This window comes from Curtobacterium sp. MCPF17_051 (assembly GCF_003234595.1).
GTDB lineage: Bacteria > Actinomycetota > Actinomycetes > Actinomycetales > Microbacteriaceae > Curtobacterium > Curtobacterium flaccumfaciens.
In genome coordinates this window covers 33,817-46,824 of the sequence record NZ_QKSE01000001.1, presented here as the reverse complement: position 1 = coordinate 46,824, position 13,008 = coordinate 33,817, and the positions used below count along the sequence as shown (strand labels likewise).

Annotated in this window: 12 protein-coding genes; 7 read left to right on the top strand and 5 right to left on the bottom strand. The window is 72.0% G+C overall.

The window, feature by feature from the left end:
• Positions 1-26 precede the first annotated feature (26 nt).
• Positions 27-677 (bottom strand): ScbR family autoregulator-binding transcription factor, encoded by a 651-nt coding sequence (locus DEJ35_RS00255; protein ID WP_181420015.1) that lies wholly within the window; start codon positions 675-677, stop codon positions 27-29.
• A gap of 90 nt (positions 678-767) precedes the next feature.
• Here DEJ35_RS00255 and DEJ35_RS00250 point away from each other — a divergent pair, with 90 nt between their 5' ends.
• A complete protein-coding gene (locus tag DEJ35_RS00250; protein ID WP_110859397.1) occupies positions 768-1,211 on the top strand; it encodes a hypothetical protein in 444 nt (147 codons plus the stop codon).
• 42 nt (positions 1,212-1,253) lie between these two features.
• Here DEJ35_RS00250 and DEJ35_RS00245 read toward each other — a convergent pair whose 3' ends face one another.
• Positions 1,254-2,411 (bottom strand): GAF domain-containing protein, encoded by a 1,158-nt coding sequence (locus DEJ35_RS00245; protein WP_146244721.1) that lies wholly within the window; start codon positions 2,409-2,411, stop codon positions 1,254-1,256.
• The gene (locus DEJ35_RS00240; protein WP_258369834.1) at positions 2,408-3,184 is read right to left on the bottom strand and encodes a ThuA domain-containing protein; all 777 of its coding nucleotides are present in this window, start codon (positions 3,182-3,184) and stop codon (positions 2,408-2,410) included. The genes DEJ35_RS00245 and DEJ35_RS00240 overlap by 4 nt, the downstream gene beginning before the upstream one ends.
• A gap of 141 nt (positions 3,185-3,325) precedes the next feature.
• On the opposite strand from DEJ35_RS00240, the gene DEJ35_RS00235 reads away from it, so the two are divergent.
• Both DEJ35_RS00235 and DEJ35_RS00230 read left to right on the top strand, forming a co-directional pair.
• Positions 3,326-4,768: a DUF4832 domain-containing protein gene (locus DEJ35_RS00235; RefSeq protein ID WP_111191863.1), complete on the top strand. Its 1,443-nt coding sequence runs from the start codon at positions 3,326-3,328 to the stop codon at positions 4,766-4,768.
• Positions 4,769-4,847: 79 nt separating this feature from the next.
• On the top strand, positions 4,848-5,303 hold the full coding sequence (locus DEJ35_RS00230) for a DUF3817 domain-containing protein (protein ID WP_111191862.1): 456 nt from the start codon (positions 4,848-4,850) through the stop codon (positions 5,301-5,303).
• A 130-nt stretch (positions 5,304-5,433) separates the two neighbouring features.
• Here DEJ35_RS00230 and DEJ35_RS00225 read toward each other — a convergent pair whose 3' ends face one another.
• Positions 5,434-7,644, bottom strand: coding sequence for an NADP-dependent isocitrate dehydrogenase (locus DEJ35_RS00225; protein ID WP_110859393.1), 2,211 nt, complete (start codon positions 7,642-7,644; stop codon positions 5,434-5,436).
• A 246-nt stretch (positions 7,645-7,890) separates the two neighbouring features.
• Positions 7,891-8,385 carry a hypothetical protein gene (locus DEJ35_RS00220; protein ID WP_110859392.1) on the bottom strand — a complete coding sequence of 165 codons (495 nt, stop codon included), beginning with the start codon at positions 8,383-8,385 and terminating at the stop codon, positions 7,891-7,893.
• A 162-nt stretch (positions 8,386-8,547) separates the two neighbouring features.
• Here DEJ35_RS00220 and DEJ35_RS00215 point away from each other — a divergent pair, with 162 nt between their 5' ends.
• From DEJ35_RS00215 to DEJ35_RS00200, 4 genes are all read left to right on the top strand, one after another.
• Positions 8,548-9,660 carry a M23 family metallopeptidase gene (locus DEJ35_RS00215; RefSeq protein WP_111191861.1) on the top strand — a complete coding sequence of 371 codons (1,113 nt, stop codon included), beginning with the start codon at positions 8,548-8,550 and terminating at the stop codon, positions 9,658-9,660.
• A 160-nt stretch (positions 9,661-9,820) separates the two neighbouring features.
• Entirely contained in the window at positions 9,821-11,095 is a 1,275-nt protein-coding gene (locus tag DEJ35_RS00210) for a hemolysin family protein (protein ID WP_110859390.1), read from the top strand.
• A gap of 61 nt (positions 11,096-11,156) precedes the next feature.
• Positions 11,157-12,068 carry a helix-turn-helix transcriptional regulator gene (locus DEJ35_RS00205; RefSeq protein WP_071406260.1) on the top strand — a complete coding sequence of 304 codons (912 nt, stop codon included), beginning with the start codon at positions 11,157-11,159 and terminating at the stop codon, positions 12,066-12,068.
• Positions 12,069-12,099: 31 nt separating this feature from the next.
• Entirely contained in the window at positions 12,100-12,837 is a 738-nt protein-coding gene (locus DEJ35_RS00200) for a methyltransferase domain-containing protein (protein WP_111191860.1), read from the top strand.
• Positions 12,838-13,008 lie beyond the last annotated feature (171 nt).

Below are 13,008 nucleotides of genomic sequence, written 5' to 3'. Positions count from 1 at the left end.
TGGGTGTTTCCCTGGGGGGACCCGCGTCACTCCGGAGCGATGAGCGCGACGAGCCGCGGGATCTCCGGACGCAGCCGTTCGGTGACGAACGCGTCCAGCAGGACCGTCCAGAGTTCCCGCAGGCCCGCGAACAGGTCGGCCCGGCGGGTCATCACGTCCGAAACGGTCTGCACGCCGGTGTAGGCACGGACGACGACCCGGCCGACCAGCTCCGGGTCCCACCGTGGGTCGATCTCGCCCGCGTCGACGGCCTGCCGTGCGAACCCGGCGACCACCGTCGTCCAGTCCGTGTACGGGTCCTGCCGGTCGACGTCGCTCGCGGCCACGTCGGTCGACAGCCGGACACCGGCGCTGACCACCACCTCGGTCGTCATCTGCACGGCCAGCCCCTGCGCCAACCACACGATCCACTCGAGCGGCGTCGTCCCCTTCGCCACCGCGGCCTCGCCGTACCGTCGGGAGATCGCGTGCTGCTCGGCGATCACGGCACCCGCCATGTCGGCCTTCGACCTGAAGTGGAAGTACAGCGCGCCCTTGGTCATCCCGATGCGTTCGGCGATGCCGTCCATCGAGGCGCCGACGTACCCGCGTTCGTCGAACTCCGCGGCCGCGCCCTCGATGATCGCCGTGCGGGTCGCGAGCGACCGCTGCTGCCGGGTCGGTCGGTCCTGCGCCATGGGGTCCGATCGTAGCCAGGGCGGACTGCCGCCGGGGTCCACTGGCCGCATTCGGCAGGCGTTCGGCCGGGTGCCCTACGGTCGGTCGCCATGGACGGATGGCGGAACCCTGCGCGCTGGGCACGGACGGGGCGGTGGCTGCTGCTGCCGATCGCGGTGCTGGACTGGGTCGCGCTCGCGCCGCAGACCATCGTGGTGCTCGCGTTCCTGCTCGCCGTCGTCGGCCTCGCCGGCATGGCAGCGGCCCTCGTGGTGCACATGCTCGGTCGGTCCCGCGGGGCGATGGCCGCCCTCGGGGTCGTGCTGCTGCTCGGCGGCCTCGTGGTGTTCGGCCTCGACCCGTTCCCGGGCTCGTTCCCGCTCATCGAGTCGTGGTGGCCGGAGTCGATCACGCAGCCGCAGCACGTCGGCAGCGCGTACTGGCAGCTCGCCGGCCTGGGCATCGAGCTCGCCGGGTTCGCCCTGCTCGCGACGCTGCTCGTGGTCGCGCTGACCGGCACCCCGCGCCCTCGGCAGGACCGCTTCCGCTCCTGACCCACCCGGGGCAGCACGCGACGCCCAGGCGGCCCATCCCGCTCAGTGCCGTGTGAGCACCACCAGCGTGACGTCGACCGCGGCGTCCGCGGGGACCGCCGCGCGCACCCGTTCGACCGCCGTGGCCCCGTCCGGAGCGGAGCGCACCAGCGCAGCGAGGTCGTCCAGGTGCCGGAGTCCGTCCAGGGTCAGGACGCCCTGGGTGCAGATCGCCAGCCGGTCGCCGGGTTCCAGGTCGAGCGCGCCGGGCGACCGGGGGATCGACTCCGGCTGCAGCCCGAGCGGCAGGTCGAGCGGGTGCAGGACGCGAGCCGGGCCGTCGGCGGGGACGAACACCGCGAGACCGTGGCCGGCGTCGCCGAAGTCGACGTGACCCGACGTCGGGTCGAGCCGCAGGTGGAAGAGCGAGCCGACGGCGTCCGCAGCCGACAGGTCGGCGGTGACCTGCGCCTCCAGGCCGACGATCGCGTCCGACATGGCCGAACCGGTCCGTGCCGCCACGGCACCGCGGACCGCCGCGGCGAGCAGGCCCGACGCCGGGCCGGCCGCGCTCACCCGGCCGACGGTGACGTGCAGGGCACCGTCCGGTGCGACGCGCCAGTCGGCGACGTCACCCCCGCCGTCGTCGTGCTGGGCCACCAGGACGTCGAGGTCGTACCCCGGCACCGCGACCGGGTCCGGCACCAGGCCGTCGAGCACCCGACGGACCCGTCCGCGGTCGATGGCGACGCCGAGTTCACGCTCCGCCCACCGGGCCAGGTCACCCAACAGGGCGACGTCGTCCGGCGAGAACGTGCGCGGAACAGCGTCCATCAGGCACAGCGTGCCCACCCGGGTGCCGTCGACCATGGTCAACGGTGCGCCCGCGTAGAACCGGATGCCGTGCTCCGCCACCGCCGCCGTGTGCGCGAACCGGGCGTCGAGCGACGCGTCCGGGATCACCATCGGTTCGCGGGTGAGCACCGTCGACGCGCAGAACTGCTCGCTGGCGGGGACGCTCGATCCCTGGTGCCAGCCGAAGGTCGACTGCGTGGTGACGAGGTCGTGGTGGACGAGGTTGAGGAAGGTCAACGGGACGTCGAACGCCTCGTGGGCCATGCGGGTGATGCGATCGAAGCGCTCCTCGGGTCCTGATCCCAAGATGGCGAGCGCCTCGATCACCGCGGTGCGCCTGTGCGCACCGTCAAGATGGTTGGTCACCCGACCTGTCTACCCCCATCGTCCGACAGGAACCAGTCCCGCGGGTGGGGGTCGGCCGTCAGCTCGCGGCGCTCGGACACCGGGGCGGCCCAGGCGGCGGCGTTCGACAGCACGCGCTGGATGTCCGGGTGGTGGTAGACGGGGTACTCCTGGTCGCCCGGCGAGAAGTAGAAGACCTTGCCGAGCCCCCGGCGGTACGCGACGCCGGAGCGGAAGACCTCGCCGCCCGCGAAGGTCGACAGGAACACCTCTTCGTCGGGGCGCGGGATGTCGAAGTACTCGCCGTACATCTCCTGCCGGTCAATGACGATCGGGTGCGGGACCCCCGCGGCGATCGGGTGCTCGGGCGCGACGGTCCAGACGAGTTCACGCTCGCCGTCGTTCCGCCACTTCAGCGAGCAGGTCGTGCCCATCAGGCGCTTGAACGGCTTGGAGTAGTGGCCGGAGTGCAGCACCACCAGGCCCATGCCGGCGTGGACGGCGTCGACGACCAGGTCGACGACGGCGTCGCTCACCTCGTCGTGGGCGGCGTGCCCCCACCAGAACAGCACGTCCGTGGTGGCCAGCCGTTCGGCGGTGATGCCGTGGTCGGGTTCCTGCAGGGTGGCGGTGGAGACGTCGGCCCCGGGCTGCAGCTGCCGGAGCGCCTCGGCGATCACGGTGTGCATGCCGTCGGGGTAGTGCCCGATGACCGTCGCGTCACCGCGGGTCTCGTGCACGTTCTCGTTCCAGACGACGATGTTCAGGGGACGGTTCTCGGTCGACGGCGACATGCAGGCAACGCTACCCGTGCTCGGTTCGCGCATCCACTGGCGTTTTCTGATCGTTCGGCCTACCTTCAGATCACAATCGCGCAGGACGGCAGCGCCAGGGGGCGCCGATCACCGTCCGCGCCGAGGACAGGGGCTCGTCCGATGCAGCACCGCACCATCACCACCGTCGCACTCGCGGCGGCACTCGCACTCGCCGTACCGACCACCGCGTGGGCGTCGTCGCCCACCGGCCACCACCCGACACGGACCGCGACCACCTCGACCGTGACCTACACGGCGAGCGACGCGGTCATCCCGAACCCCTCGCGCGGGTTCGACCACACCACCGAGACGCACTACCGTGCCGACGGCACCGGGTACACACCGCTCGACGCCGCGACGCTCCGCGGCTACCGCGCCGAGGGGGTCACCCAGATCGTCCGGGTGTTCTACATGGAGGCGTTCGTGCAGCAGCGGCAGCTCAGTCCGGCCTGGCTGCGGCTCGTGCAGCGCGACTACGACACCGCACGTGCGGCAGGGGTGGGCGTGATCACCCGCTTCGCGTACGTGCAGGGCGGTGCGTACCCGTACTCGGCGCCCTACGGCGACGCCGACCTGTCGACCGTGCTCGCGCACATCCAGCAGCTCACCCCGACGCTCCGCCGGAACGCCGACGTCATCCCGACCCTGCAGCAGGGGTTCATCGGGCTCTGGGGCGAGGGCTACTACACCGACCACTTCGCCAGCGACCCGTCGAACCCGGGCGTGCTGACCGAGGCCGACAAGGACGCCCGACGGCAGGTCCTGCAGGCCGAACTCGCGGCCCTGCCGTCCAGCCGCTCGGTCCAGGTCCGCACGATGCAGATGAAGCAGGACGCACTCCGCATGCCGTCCGGCACGGCCGGGGCGCTCACCCCGGAGCAGGCGCACGACGGGTCGGCAGCGTCGCGCACCGGGCACCACAACGACTGCTTCCTCGCCTCGCCCGACGACTTCGGCACGTTCCTGAGCGACCCGCTGTCACTCGACCAGGACTACCTGGCCGCCGAGTCGCGGTACGTCCCCGTCGGTGGCGAGACCTGCGCCGTGAACGCGCCGCGGTCCGAGTACCCGTCAGCCTCGGCCGAGATGGCGAAGTACCACTACAGCTACCTCAACCTCGACTACAACAAGGACGTCCTGGCGACCTGGGGCGCGGACGGCATGACCGACGCCGCGAAGAAGCTCGGCTACCGCTTCACGATGACCTCGAGCACCGTCACCACCGGTCGCACGCCGTCGGTCGCGGTGTCGGTGCGGAACGACGGCTGGGCGGCGCCGTACAACAGCCGCCCGGTGCAGCTCGTCCTGACCGACGGGCACCGCCGGGTCACCGTGCCGGTGCGCGCCGACGCGTCGTCGTGGCAGCCGGGCCGGACCGTGACCGTCCGGGCGTCGCTCGCACACCTGCCGAAGGGACGCTGGGACGTCGCCCTCGCCCTGCCGGCACCCGAACGCTCGGTGGCGTCGAACCCGGCCTTCGCGATCCAGACCGCGAACACCGGCACGTGGGACGCGCGCGCCGGCGTGAACCGCCTGGGCCAGACGGTGGTCGTGCGGCACTGACCCGACGTCGAGGACGCCCCGGGTCGATCGGCCCGGGGCGTCCTGCTGTCTGTCAACCGGGTCCGCCACCATGGAGGCCATGACTCCGCGCTCCCTGTTCCGCGCCGCCGCGGTCGCCGAACTCGTGACCTGGACCCTGCTCATCCTCGGGATGGTGCTCAAGTACGGCGTCGACGCCGGCGACTGGGGCGTGCGCATCGGCGGTGGGGTGCACGGCTTCGTGTTCCTGGCGTACCTGGTGGTCACGACGGTCGTCGCGGTGAACCAGCGGTGGTCGTTCGGGGCGCTCGTGCTCGGCTGGGCCAGTGCCGTCGTGCCGTACGCCACCGTGCCGTTCGAGGTCGCGGTCGCCCGCCGCAGCATGCTCGAGGGCTCCTGGCGCCGCTCGCCGGACGCCCACTCGGGCTTCTGGGACCGTCTGCTGTTCTTCGTGGTGCGCCGGCCCGCCGTGGCCGCGGGCATCGGGGTCGTGGCCGTCGCCCTGGTCTTCACCGGGCTGCTGGCCGCCGGCCCGCCCGTGCCGTCCCGCGGCTGACGCCCCGCGCGTCCCCCGTGTCACTTCGTGAGCACGAACCGTCGGGTTTCGTGGTGCGGACGCGACCACAGACGGACGGGAGGCCCGGCGCCAGCTGGCACCGGGCCTCCCGTCCGTGAGCAGGTCGCTGCTAGAGCGCTGCCAGCGCCGCGTTCAACGTGGCGGACGGGCGCATGACCGCGCTCGTCTTGGCGTCGTCCGGGCGGTAGTAGCCGCCGATGTCGGCCGGGTGGCCCTGCACCGAGACGAGCTCGTCGACGATCGTGTGCTCCTGATCACCGAGCTTCGCCGCGAGGTCCGCGAACGACGCCGCGAGCTCGGTGTCCTGGGTCTGCGCCGCGAGCTCTTCGGCCCAGTACTTCGCCAGGTAGAAGTGGCTGCCGCGGTTGTCGATGGAGCCGAGCTTCCGGCCCGGGGACTTGTCCTGCTCGAGGAACGTCCCGGTGGCACGATCGAGGGTCTCGCCCAGGATCTTCGCCCGCTCGTTGCCCGTCACACCGGCGAGGTGCTCGAGGCTGACCGCCAGTGCGAGGAACTCGCCCAGGCTGTCCCAGCGCAGGTAGTTCTGCTGCACGAGCTGCTGCACGTGCTTCGGCGCGGAACCACCGGCACCGGTCTCGAACAGGCCGCCACCGCCCAGCAGCGGGACGACGGAGAGCATCTTCGCCGAGGTGCCGAGCTCCATGATCGGGAACAGATCCGTCAGGTAGTCGCGCAGGACGTTGCCGGTGACCGAGATGGTGTCCTCGCCGCGGCGGATCCGCTCGAGCGAGAAGCGCATGGCGTCCTCGGGCGCGAGGATCTCGATCTGCAGGCCCTCGGTGTCGTGCTCGCCGAGGTACCGGCGGACGAGCCCGATGAGGTTCGCGTCGTGGGCACGGGTCTCGTCGAGCCAGAACACGGCGGGCGTCGCGGAGGCACGGGCGCGGGTGACGGCGAGCTTCACCCAGTCGCGGATGGCGACGTCCTTGGTCTGGCAGGCGCGCCAGATGTCTCCGGGCTCGACGTCGTGCTCGATGACGACGTCACCCGAGGCGGTCGTGACGCGGACCACACCGGCGCCGGGGAGCTCGAAGGTCTTGTCGTGCGAGCCGTACTCCTCGGCCTTCTGCGCCATCAGACCGACGTTGGGCACGGAGCCCATCGTCGACGGGTCGAAGGCGCCGTGGGCGCGGCAGTCGTCGATCACGGCCTGGTAGATGCCGGCGTAGCTCGAGTCGGGGATGACGGCGAGGGTGTCGTGCTCGTCGCCGTCCGGGCCCCACATGTGCCCCGAGGTGCGGATCATCGCGGGCATCGAGGCGTCGACGATGACGTCGCTCGGCACGTGCAGGTTCGTGATGCCCTTGTCCGAGTCGACCATGGCGAGCTCGGGGCCGTCGGCGATGCCCTGCTTGAAGGCACGCTCGATCTCGGCGCCGTTCGGCAGCGCACCGAGGCCGGCGAGGATCGAGCCGAGGCCGTCGTTCGGGGTCAGGCCCGCGGCGGCGAGGTCGGCGCCGTAGCGCTCGAACACCGACGGGAAGAACGCCTTGATGACGTGCCCGAAGATGATCGGGTCGGAGATCTTCATCATCGTGGCCTTGAGGTGCACGGAGAACAGGACGTCCTCGGCCGCGGCGCGCTCGATCTGCTCCCGCAGGAACGTCTCGAGTGCGGCCACGTGCAGCACGGTGCCGTCGACGACCTCGCCCTGCAGCACGGGGATCGACTGCTTGAGGACCTGCTCGCTGCCGTCCTCGGCCACGAAGGTGATCGTCAGGACGTCGTCGGCGGGGGCGATCCAGGACTTCTCGTTCGACCGGAAGTCGTCGACGCCCATGGTGCTGACGTTCGTCTTCGAGTCACGCGACCAGGCGCCCATGCGGTGCGGGTGCTTGCGGGCGTAGTTCTTGACGGACAGGGGTGCGCGGCGGTCGGAGTTGCCCTCGCGCAGCACCGGGTTCACGGCGCTGCCCTGGACGCGGCCGTACCGGGCGCGGACGTCGCGCTGCTCGTCGGTCGTGGCCTCGTCCGGGTAGTCGGGAAGGTCGTAGCCCTGCGCCTGCAGTTCCTTGATCGCGACCTTGAGCTGTGGGATCGACGCCGAGATGTTCGGCAGCTTGATGATGTTCGCCTCGGGGGTCTTCGCCAGGTCGCCGAGCTCGGCGAGGGCGTCGTCCAGGCGCTGCTCGTCGGTGAGCCGCTCCGGGAACTGGGCGATGATCCGGCCTGCGAGCGAGATGTCGCGGGTCTCGACGTCGACACCCGCGGTGCCGGCGAAGGCCTGGATGACCGGGAGGAAGGAGTGGGTGGCGAGGAACGGCGCCTCGTCCGTGAGGGTGTAGATGATCTTGGCCATGCTGGCGGGTACTCCCTTGTTCGACCGTCGGTACGTCCACGGTACTCGTGGCGCAGGATGTCTCGACATCAAGATACATGGCCCCTGCCTGCGCGCGGCAGATGCTCGGCCGACACCCTGGAGGCGCACTGTCGACACATAGGAACGGCGCGGGGCTGGTCTTCCGCAACACCAGAGCGAGGGAGAGCGCGCATGACCACCACACGGCAGCCCCCGGACGACTCCGGAACCGACGGAGCCTGAGCCTCAGTCGCCGATCGAGACGCGGAACACGCGGACGCCGGCGGCACGGAGCCCGGCGAGCCCGAGCCGCATGCGCAGGGGCCGGAAGGGCCGACGGAACCCGGACGACGCCGATGCGGCATCGATCTGGTGCAGGACCTCGGACGTCAGGGTGCGCTCGAGCTTCGGCGCGAGGCGGGTCACCCCGGACACCGTGACGACGATGCGGACGGCGTGCGGCGCGAGCATCGGCGCGATGAGCTCGGCAGCCGCCTGCGCCCGGTGGAACGCGGGGTCGTCACCGGGGCGGCGGATGGCGATGACGGCCAGCGCCGCGTCCCAGGTCTCGCCGGGGTCCGGCAGGTCGTCGACCCCGATGACCCGCATCCGCGCGGCGTCGATCCCGGCGCGCACGGCCGCGGCCCGGAGCACGGGAAGGAGTTCCTGGGTACCGGCCAGCACGACGTCGGCCGACGCCAGGTCGACCGTTCCGTACCGCTCACGCGGCGATCGGGCCATGGTGCGGGTCCTTCCGTCGCTTTCCCCTGACCGTACCGATGCTGAGGGCCCGGGGGACGCTTCGGCCCGTGGCGATCAGGCGCCTCCCAGCGCACTCGGTAACGAAAAGATCACGGAAGGGCCTGTACAAAGCGACAGAGTCGTGCAGAATGGTGGGCGGCCATGACGACTGCACCCGAACCCGACCAGCACCCGGAGACCCCGGTGGTGCACCTGTCCCGTCGCGCCGCCCTCGAGGCCGAGCGCGCAGCAGCACGCGGACCGCAGCGTCGCAGCAAGACGGCCCCGGTCGCGAAGGTCACCAAGCCCGAGAAGCCGGCCAAGGCAGCGAAGGTCGCCAAGCCGGCGAAGGCCGCGAAGCCGGCCAAGGCGCCGAAGGCCGCGAAGGTCGCCAAGCCGGTGAAGGCCGTCGTCCTCGCGTCCTCGGCCACCGAGCCGGCCGGCCGCCGCTCCGCAGCCGCGCGCGCCACCACCGAGCACGTCGACGACCGCATCCAGCGCGTCGTCCGTCGCCCCGCACCCAAGGCGACCCGTGTCGCCAGCGCACCCCGGGCCTCCCGGTCGGCCCGTGCCGGACGCATCACCCTGACCAGCGCCGCCGCCGCGATCGCGATGTTCGCCGCGTCGGCGATGCCCGCCCACGCGAGCGCCGGCACCTCGATGGCCACCTCGACCATCGCGCCCATCGTGCGCACCCAGGACTACGCCGTGACCCAGGCGGTCACGTCCGCCGGGTTCGACCGTGACGGGTTCACCGTCGGCGGTGGCTCGACCGTCACCACGACGACGGCTGGTTCCGCCGGCACCGCGGCGACCGCCGGAGGCGCCGTGTCGTTCGGCGGCGCCGTCCGCTCGCCGTTCCCCGGCCCCGTGCAGATGAGCTCCGGCTTCGGGTACCGCTCCGCACCGTGCGGCGCGTGCTCGTCGCTGCACCAGGGCCTCGACTTCACCCCGGGCATGGGCACGCCGATCGGCGCCGTCGCCGCGGGCAAGGTCCGGGTCTCGGGCACCTACTTCTCGTACGGCAACGCGGTCATCATCGACCACGTGGTCGACGGCCGTCAGGTCTCCACGCTGTACGGCCACATGATCCCCGGCTCCTCGCCGCTCAAGGTCGGCGACACCGTCGCTGCCGGGCAGTTCATCGGGCTCGTCGGGTCCTCCGGCGTCTCGACCGGTGCGCACCTGCACCTCGAGGTCCTCATGGACGGCGTCACGCCGATCGACCCGGAGGCGTGGCTCGAAGCCCGCATCGGTCGCTCGCTCACCCTGTAGCGATCGACTCCTGCAGGGCCCCGTCCCGGATCGACACAGAACCCACAGCCGCTGTCGAGCGACAGTACGGTGATGTCCCAGTCTGCCTGTGCAGACTCACAGGCATGGACGATCCCCACAGACCGCCCGCCCGTCGTCGATCCGAGGCGGCTGCCCGCTGATGGGCGCCGACACCTGGATCGCCTTCGGGCTCGTCATCCTCTTCGTGCTCGTCGGCGGGGTCTTCGCGGCCGCCGAGATCGCACTCGTCTCCCTCCGCGAATCCCAGCTGCAGCAGCTCGAACGCCGCGGCCCCCGCGGGATGCGCGTCGCCGAGCTCGGCCGTGACCCGAACCGGTTCCTGTCCGCCGTGCAGATCGGCGTGACCGTCGCCGGGTTCTTCTCCGCCGCGTACGGTGCGTCCTCGATCGCACCTGACGTCGCGCCGCTGTTCCAGGGGCTCGGCCTCGAGCAGGGCACGGCCGAAGCCGTCGCGCTGGTGCTGATGACCCTCGTCATCGCGTACCTGTCGCTCGTGTTCGGCGAGCTCGTGCCGAAGCGCCTCGCCCTGCAGCGTGCCGAGGGCTTCTCGATGGCCGTCGCCCCGACCCTGGAGCGCTTCGCGGTGCTGATGCGGCCGGTGATCTGGCTGCTCTCGAAGTCCACCGACACCGTCGTGCGACTGCTCGGCGGGGACCCCAACGCCCGCAGCGAGTCGATGAGCACCGAGGAGCTCCGCGGCCTGGTCGACGAGCACACCGGCGTCGACGAGCAGGGACGCCGGATCGCCCGCAGCGCGCTGGACGCCGGTGACCGCATCCTGCGCGAGTCGATGCGCCCCTGGTACGACGTGTCGACGCTGGACGCCGGCCTCTCCGTCGCCGAGGCCACCGACCAGGCCATCGCAGCCGGGCACACCCGGTACCTCGTGACCTCCGGCGGGCGCGACGAGGTCCAGGGCTTCGTGCACCTCCGTGACCTGCTGCGTCCGGTCGACCCCGCGGCCCCGGTCGCCACGCTCGTCCGGCCGGTGCTCGCCCTGCCCGAGACGAAGTCGCTGTCGAGTGCGATCGCGGACATGCGCACCGACGGCCACCAGATCGCCCTGGTCGTCGACGAGTACGGCGGCAGCGCCGGAATGGTCACGCTCGAGGCGCTGCTCGAGGACCTCGTCGGCCGCATCCGCGACGAGTGGGACTCCACCGAGTACGACGAGTCCGTGCTGGCGCACGACGGCGTCGACGGAGCAACCGTGCTCGAGGACCTGGCGGCGGACGGCGGCCCCGTCCTGCCGGACGGCGACTACGAGACCGTGGGTGGGCTCGTGCAGGTGCAGCTGGACCGCGTGCCCGAGGTCGGTGACGTCGTCACGGCCGGCGGCCACCGCCTCGAGGTGACCGCCATGGACGGCCACCGCGTCGCACGGGTGCGCATCGGAGCCGACGCCGCTCCCTGACCGACTGACGGGTACCGCCCGTGCCTGCCGGACGCACGGCCCGGGCACGTACGCTCGTCGCATGGGTATCGACGTGCGCAACGAGATCCGCGACTTCCTGTCCTCCAGGCGGGCGCGGCTCACCCCCGAGCAGGTCGGCATGCCGTCGTTCGGCGGCGGGGTCCGACGGGTCCCCGGGCTGCGTCGGCACGAGGTCGCCATGCTCGCCGGCGTCAGCGTCGACTACTACACGCGACTCGAGCGCGGTTCGCTCAAGGGCGTCTCGGACAGCGTGCTCGAGGGCCTGGCGAGCGCCCTGCAGCTCGACGAGGACGAGCGTGCGCACCTGTGGGACCTCACGCGCCTGGCGAACTCCGGCGCGAAGGTCATGCACCGGAACGTGCCGACCCGCGTGCGCCCCGGCGTGCAGCGGCTGCTCGACGCCATCACCGGCGCACCGGCCTGGGTGCGGAACGAGCGCGGGGACGTCGTCGCGACGAACGAGCTCGGCCGTGCGCTCTACGCACCGCTCTTCGCCGGCCCCGGACGCCCGGTGAACACCGCACGCTTCACGTTCCTCGACCCGGCCGCCCGCGACTTCTTCCCGGACTGGGCGCAGACCGCGAAGGACGCCGTGGCCGTGCTCCGGACCGCCGCGGTGTCGAACCCCTGCGAGCCGGGGCTCATCACGCTCGTCGGCGAGCTCTCCACCCGGAGCGAGGAGTTCCGCGGCTGGTGGGCCGCCCACGACGTCCGGATGCAGCGCACCGGCAAGAAGCGCATCGACCACCCGATCGTGGGGGAGCTGCGGCTGTCCTACGAGGCGCTCGACCTGGTCGCCGACCCCGGCCTGACGCTGTTCTCGTACTCGGCCGAACCGGGCAGCGAGTCCGAACGGTCGCTCGCGCTGCTCGGCAGCTGGGCCGCGACGGAGCGGGCCGAGCAGTACGCGGCCCTGCGCGAGTCGGAATCCGAGTCCGAGTCGGTCGACTGACCCGGCGCCCGCGGGTTCGTAGGGTGGGGACGTGACGAGGACGACGGACGGCTCAGCAGGGGACGCGGACCACCGGCAGCACCGCCGGCCCGAACCCGCGTTCGCCCGCGCGGTCGCGAAGGCCCTCGGAGACGCCCGGACCGTGCTCGACATCGGTGCCGGTGCCGGTGCCGGTTCGTACGCGCCGACCGACCGCGACGTGACCACCGCGGAGCCCGCCGCGGACCTGCCCTTCGCCGACGACACCTTCGACGCCGCGATGACGACCTTCTCGCTGCACGAGTGGGACGACCTCGAGCGCTGGCTCGCCGAGGTGCGTCGGGTGACCCGGGGCACGATCGTGGTCCTGACGTTCGACCCCGACCGCATCGAGCGCTCCTGGCTCGCCGAGTATGCGCCCGAGGTGCTGGTGGCCGAGGCCCGTCGCCATCCAGCACTGCCGCGGATGGCCGACGCACTGCGGGACGACACCGTGACGAGCACCGCGTTGCCGATCCCGTTCACGTGCGTCGACGGGTTCGCCGAGGCGTACTACGCCCGCCCCGAGCGACTGCTCGACCGCGGCGTGCGCCAGGCGGACCCGGCGTGGGGCCTGGTCGACGAGTTCACCGTCCGGCGGTCCGTGGCGGCGCTCCGGACCGCGCTGGAGTCGGGGGAGTGGGACCGGCGGCACGGGTCGTTGCGGATCCGCCCGACCTACGAGGGCTCGGTCGTCCTGGTCACGGCGACGCCGAACCGAACCGTCCCGGCCGAGCCGGGCCGGGCTTGACACCCGGTCGTAGGCTGTGGGGGTGAGCTTCCAGGAGGTGTCGGCGCCCGTTTCGCCGGCATCAGGGCGTGAGGCCCTCGGTCGTGCCCTCGGGTGCGGCCGCCCTCGTCGAACCCTGACCTCCTCCGCCCGGTGCGGTGTGCGTCCGCACGCCCCGGGCCCGCACGAAAG

What these genes read in the sequence shown, in the direction of transcription:
- DEJ35_RS00240 (WP_258369834.1), bottom strand. Translation starts at nt 3,184, where the DNA reads ATGTCGCCGTCGACCGAGAACCGTCCCCTGAACATCGTCGTCTGGAAC.
- DEJ35_RS00235 (WP_111191863.1), top strand. Translation starts at nt 3,326, where the DNA reads ATGCAGCACCGCACCATCACCACCGTCGCACTCGCGGCGGCACTCGCA.
- DEJ35_RS00205 (WP_071406260.1), top strand. Translation starts at nt 11,157, where the DNA reads ATGGGTATCGACGTGCGCAACGAGATCCGCGACTTCCTGTCCTCCAGG.
- DEJ35_RS00210 (WP_110859390.1), top strand. Translation starts at nt 9,821, where the DNA reads ATGGGCGCCGACACCTGGATCGCCTTCGGGCTCGTCATCCTCTTCGTG.
- DEJ35_RS00230 (WP_111191862.1), top strand. Translation starts at nt 4,848, where the DNA reads ATGACTCCGCGCTCCCTGTTCCGCGCCGCCGCGGTCGCCGAACTCGTG.
- DEJ35_RS00250 (WP_110859397.1), top strand. Translation starts at nt 768, where the DNA reads ATGGACGGATGGCGGAACCCTGCGCGCTGGGCACGGACGGGGCGGTGG.
- DEJ35_RS00220 (WP_110859392.1), bottom strand. Translation starts at nt 8,385, where the DNA reads ATGGCCCGATCGCCGCGTGAGCGGTACGGAACGGTCGACCTGGCGTCG.
- DEJ35_RS00255 (WP_181420015.1), bottom strand. Translation starts at nt 677, where the DNA reads ATGGCGCAGGACCGACCGACCCGGCAGCAGCGGTCGCTCGCGACCCGC.
- DEJ35_RS00215 (WP_111191861.1), top strand. Translation starts at nt 8,548, where the DNA reads ATGACGACTGCACCCGAACCCGACCAGCACCCGGAGACCCCGGTGGTG.
- DEJ35_RS00225 (WP_110859393.1), bottom strand. Translation starts at nt 7,644, where the DNA reads ATGGCCAAGATCATCTACACCCTCACGGACGAGGCGCCGTTCCTCGCC.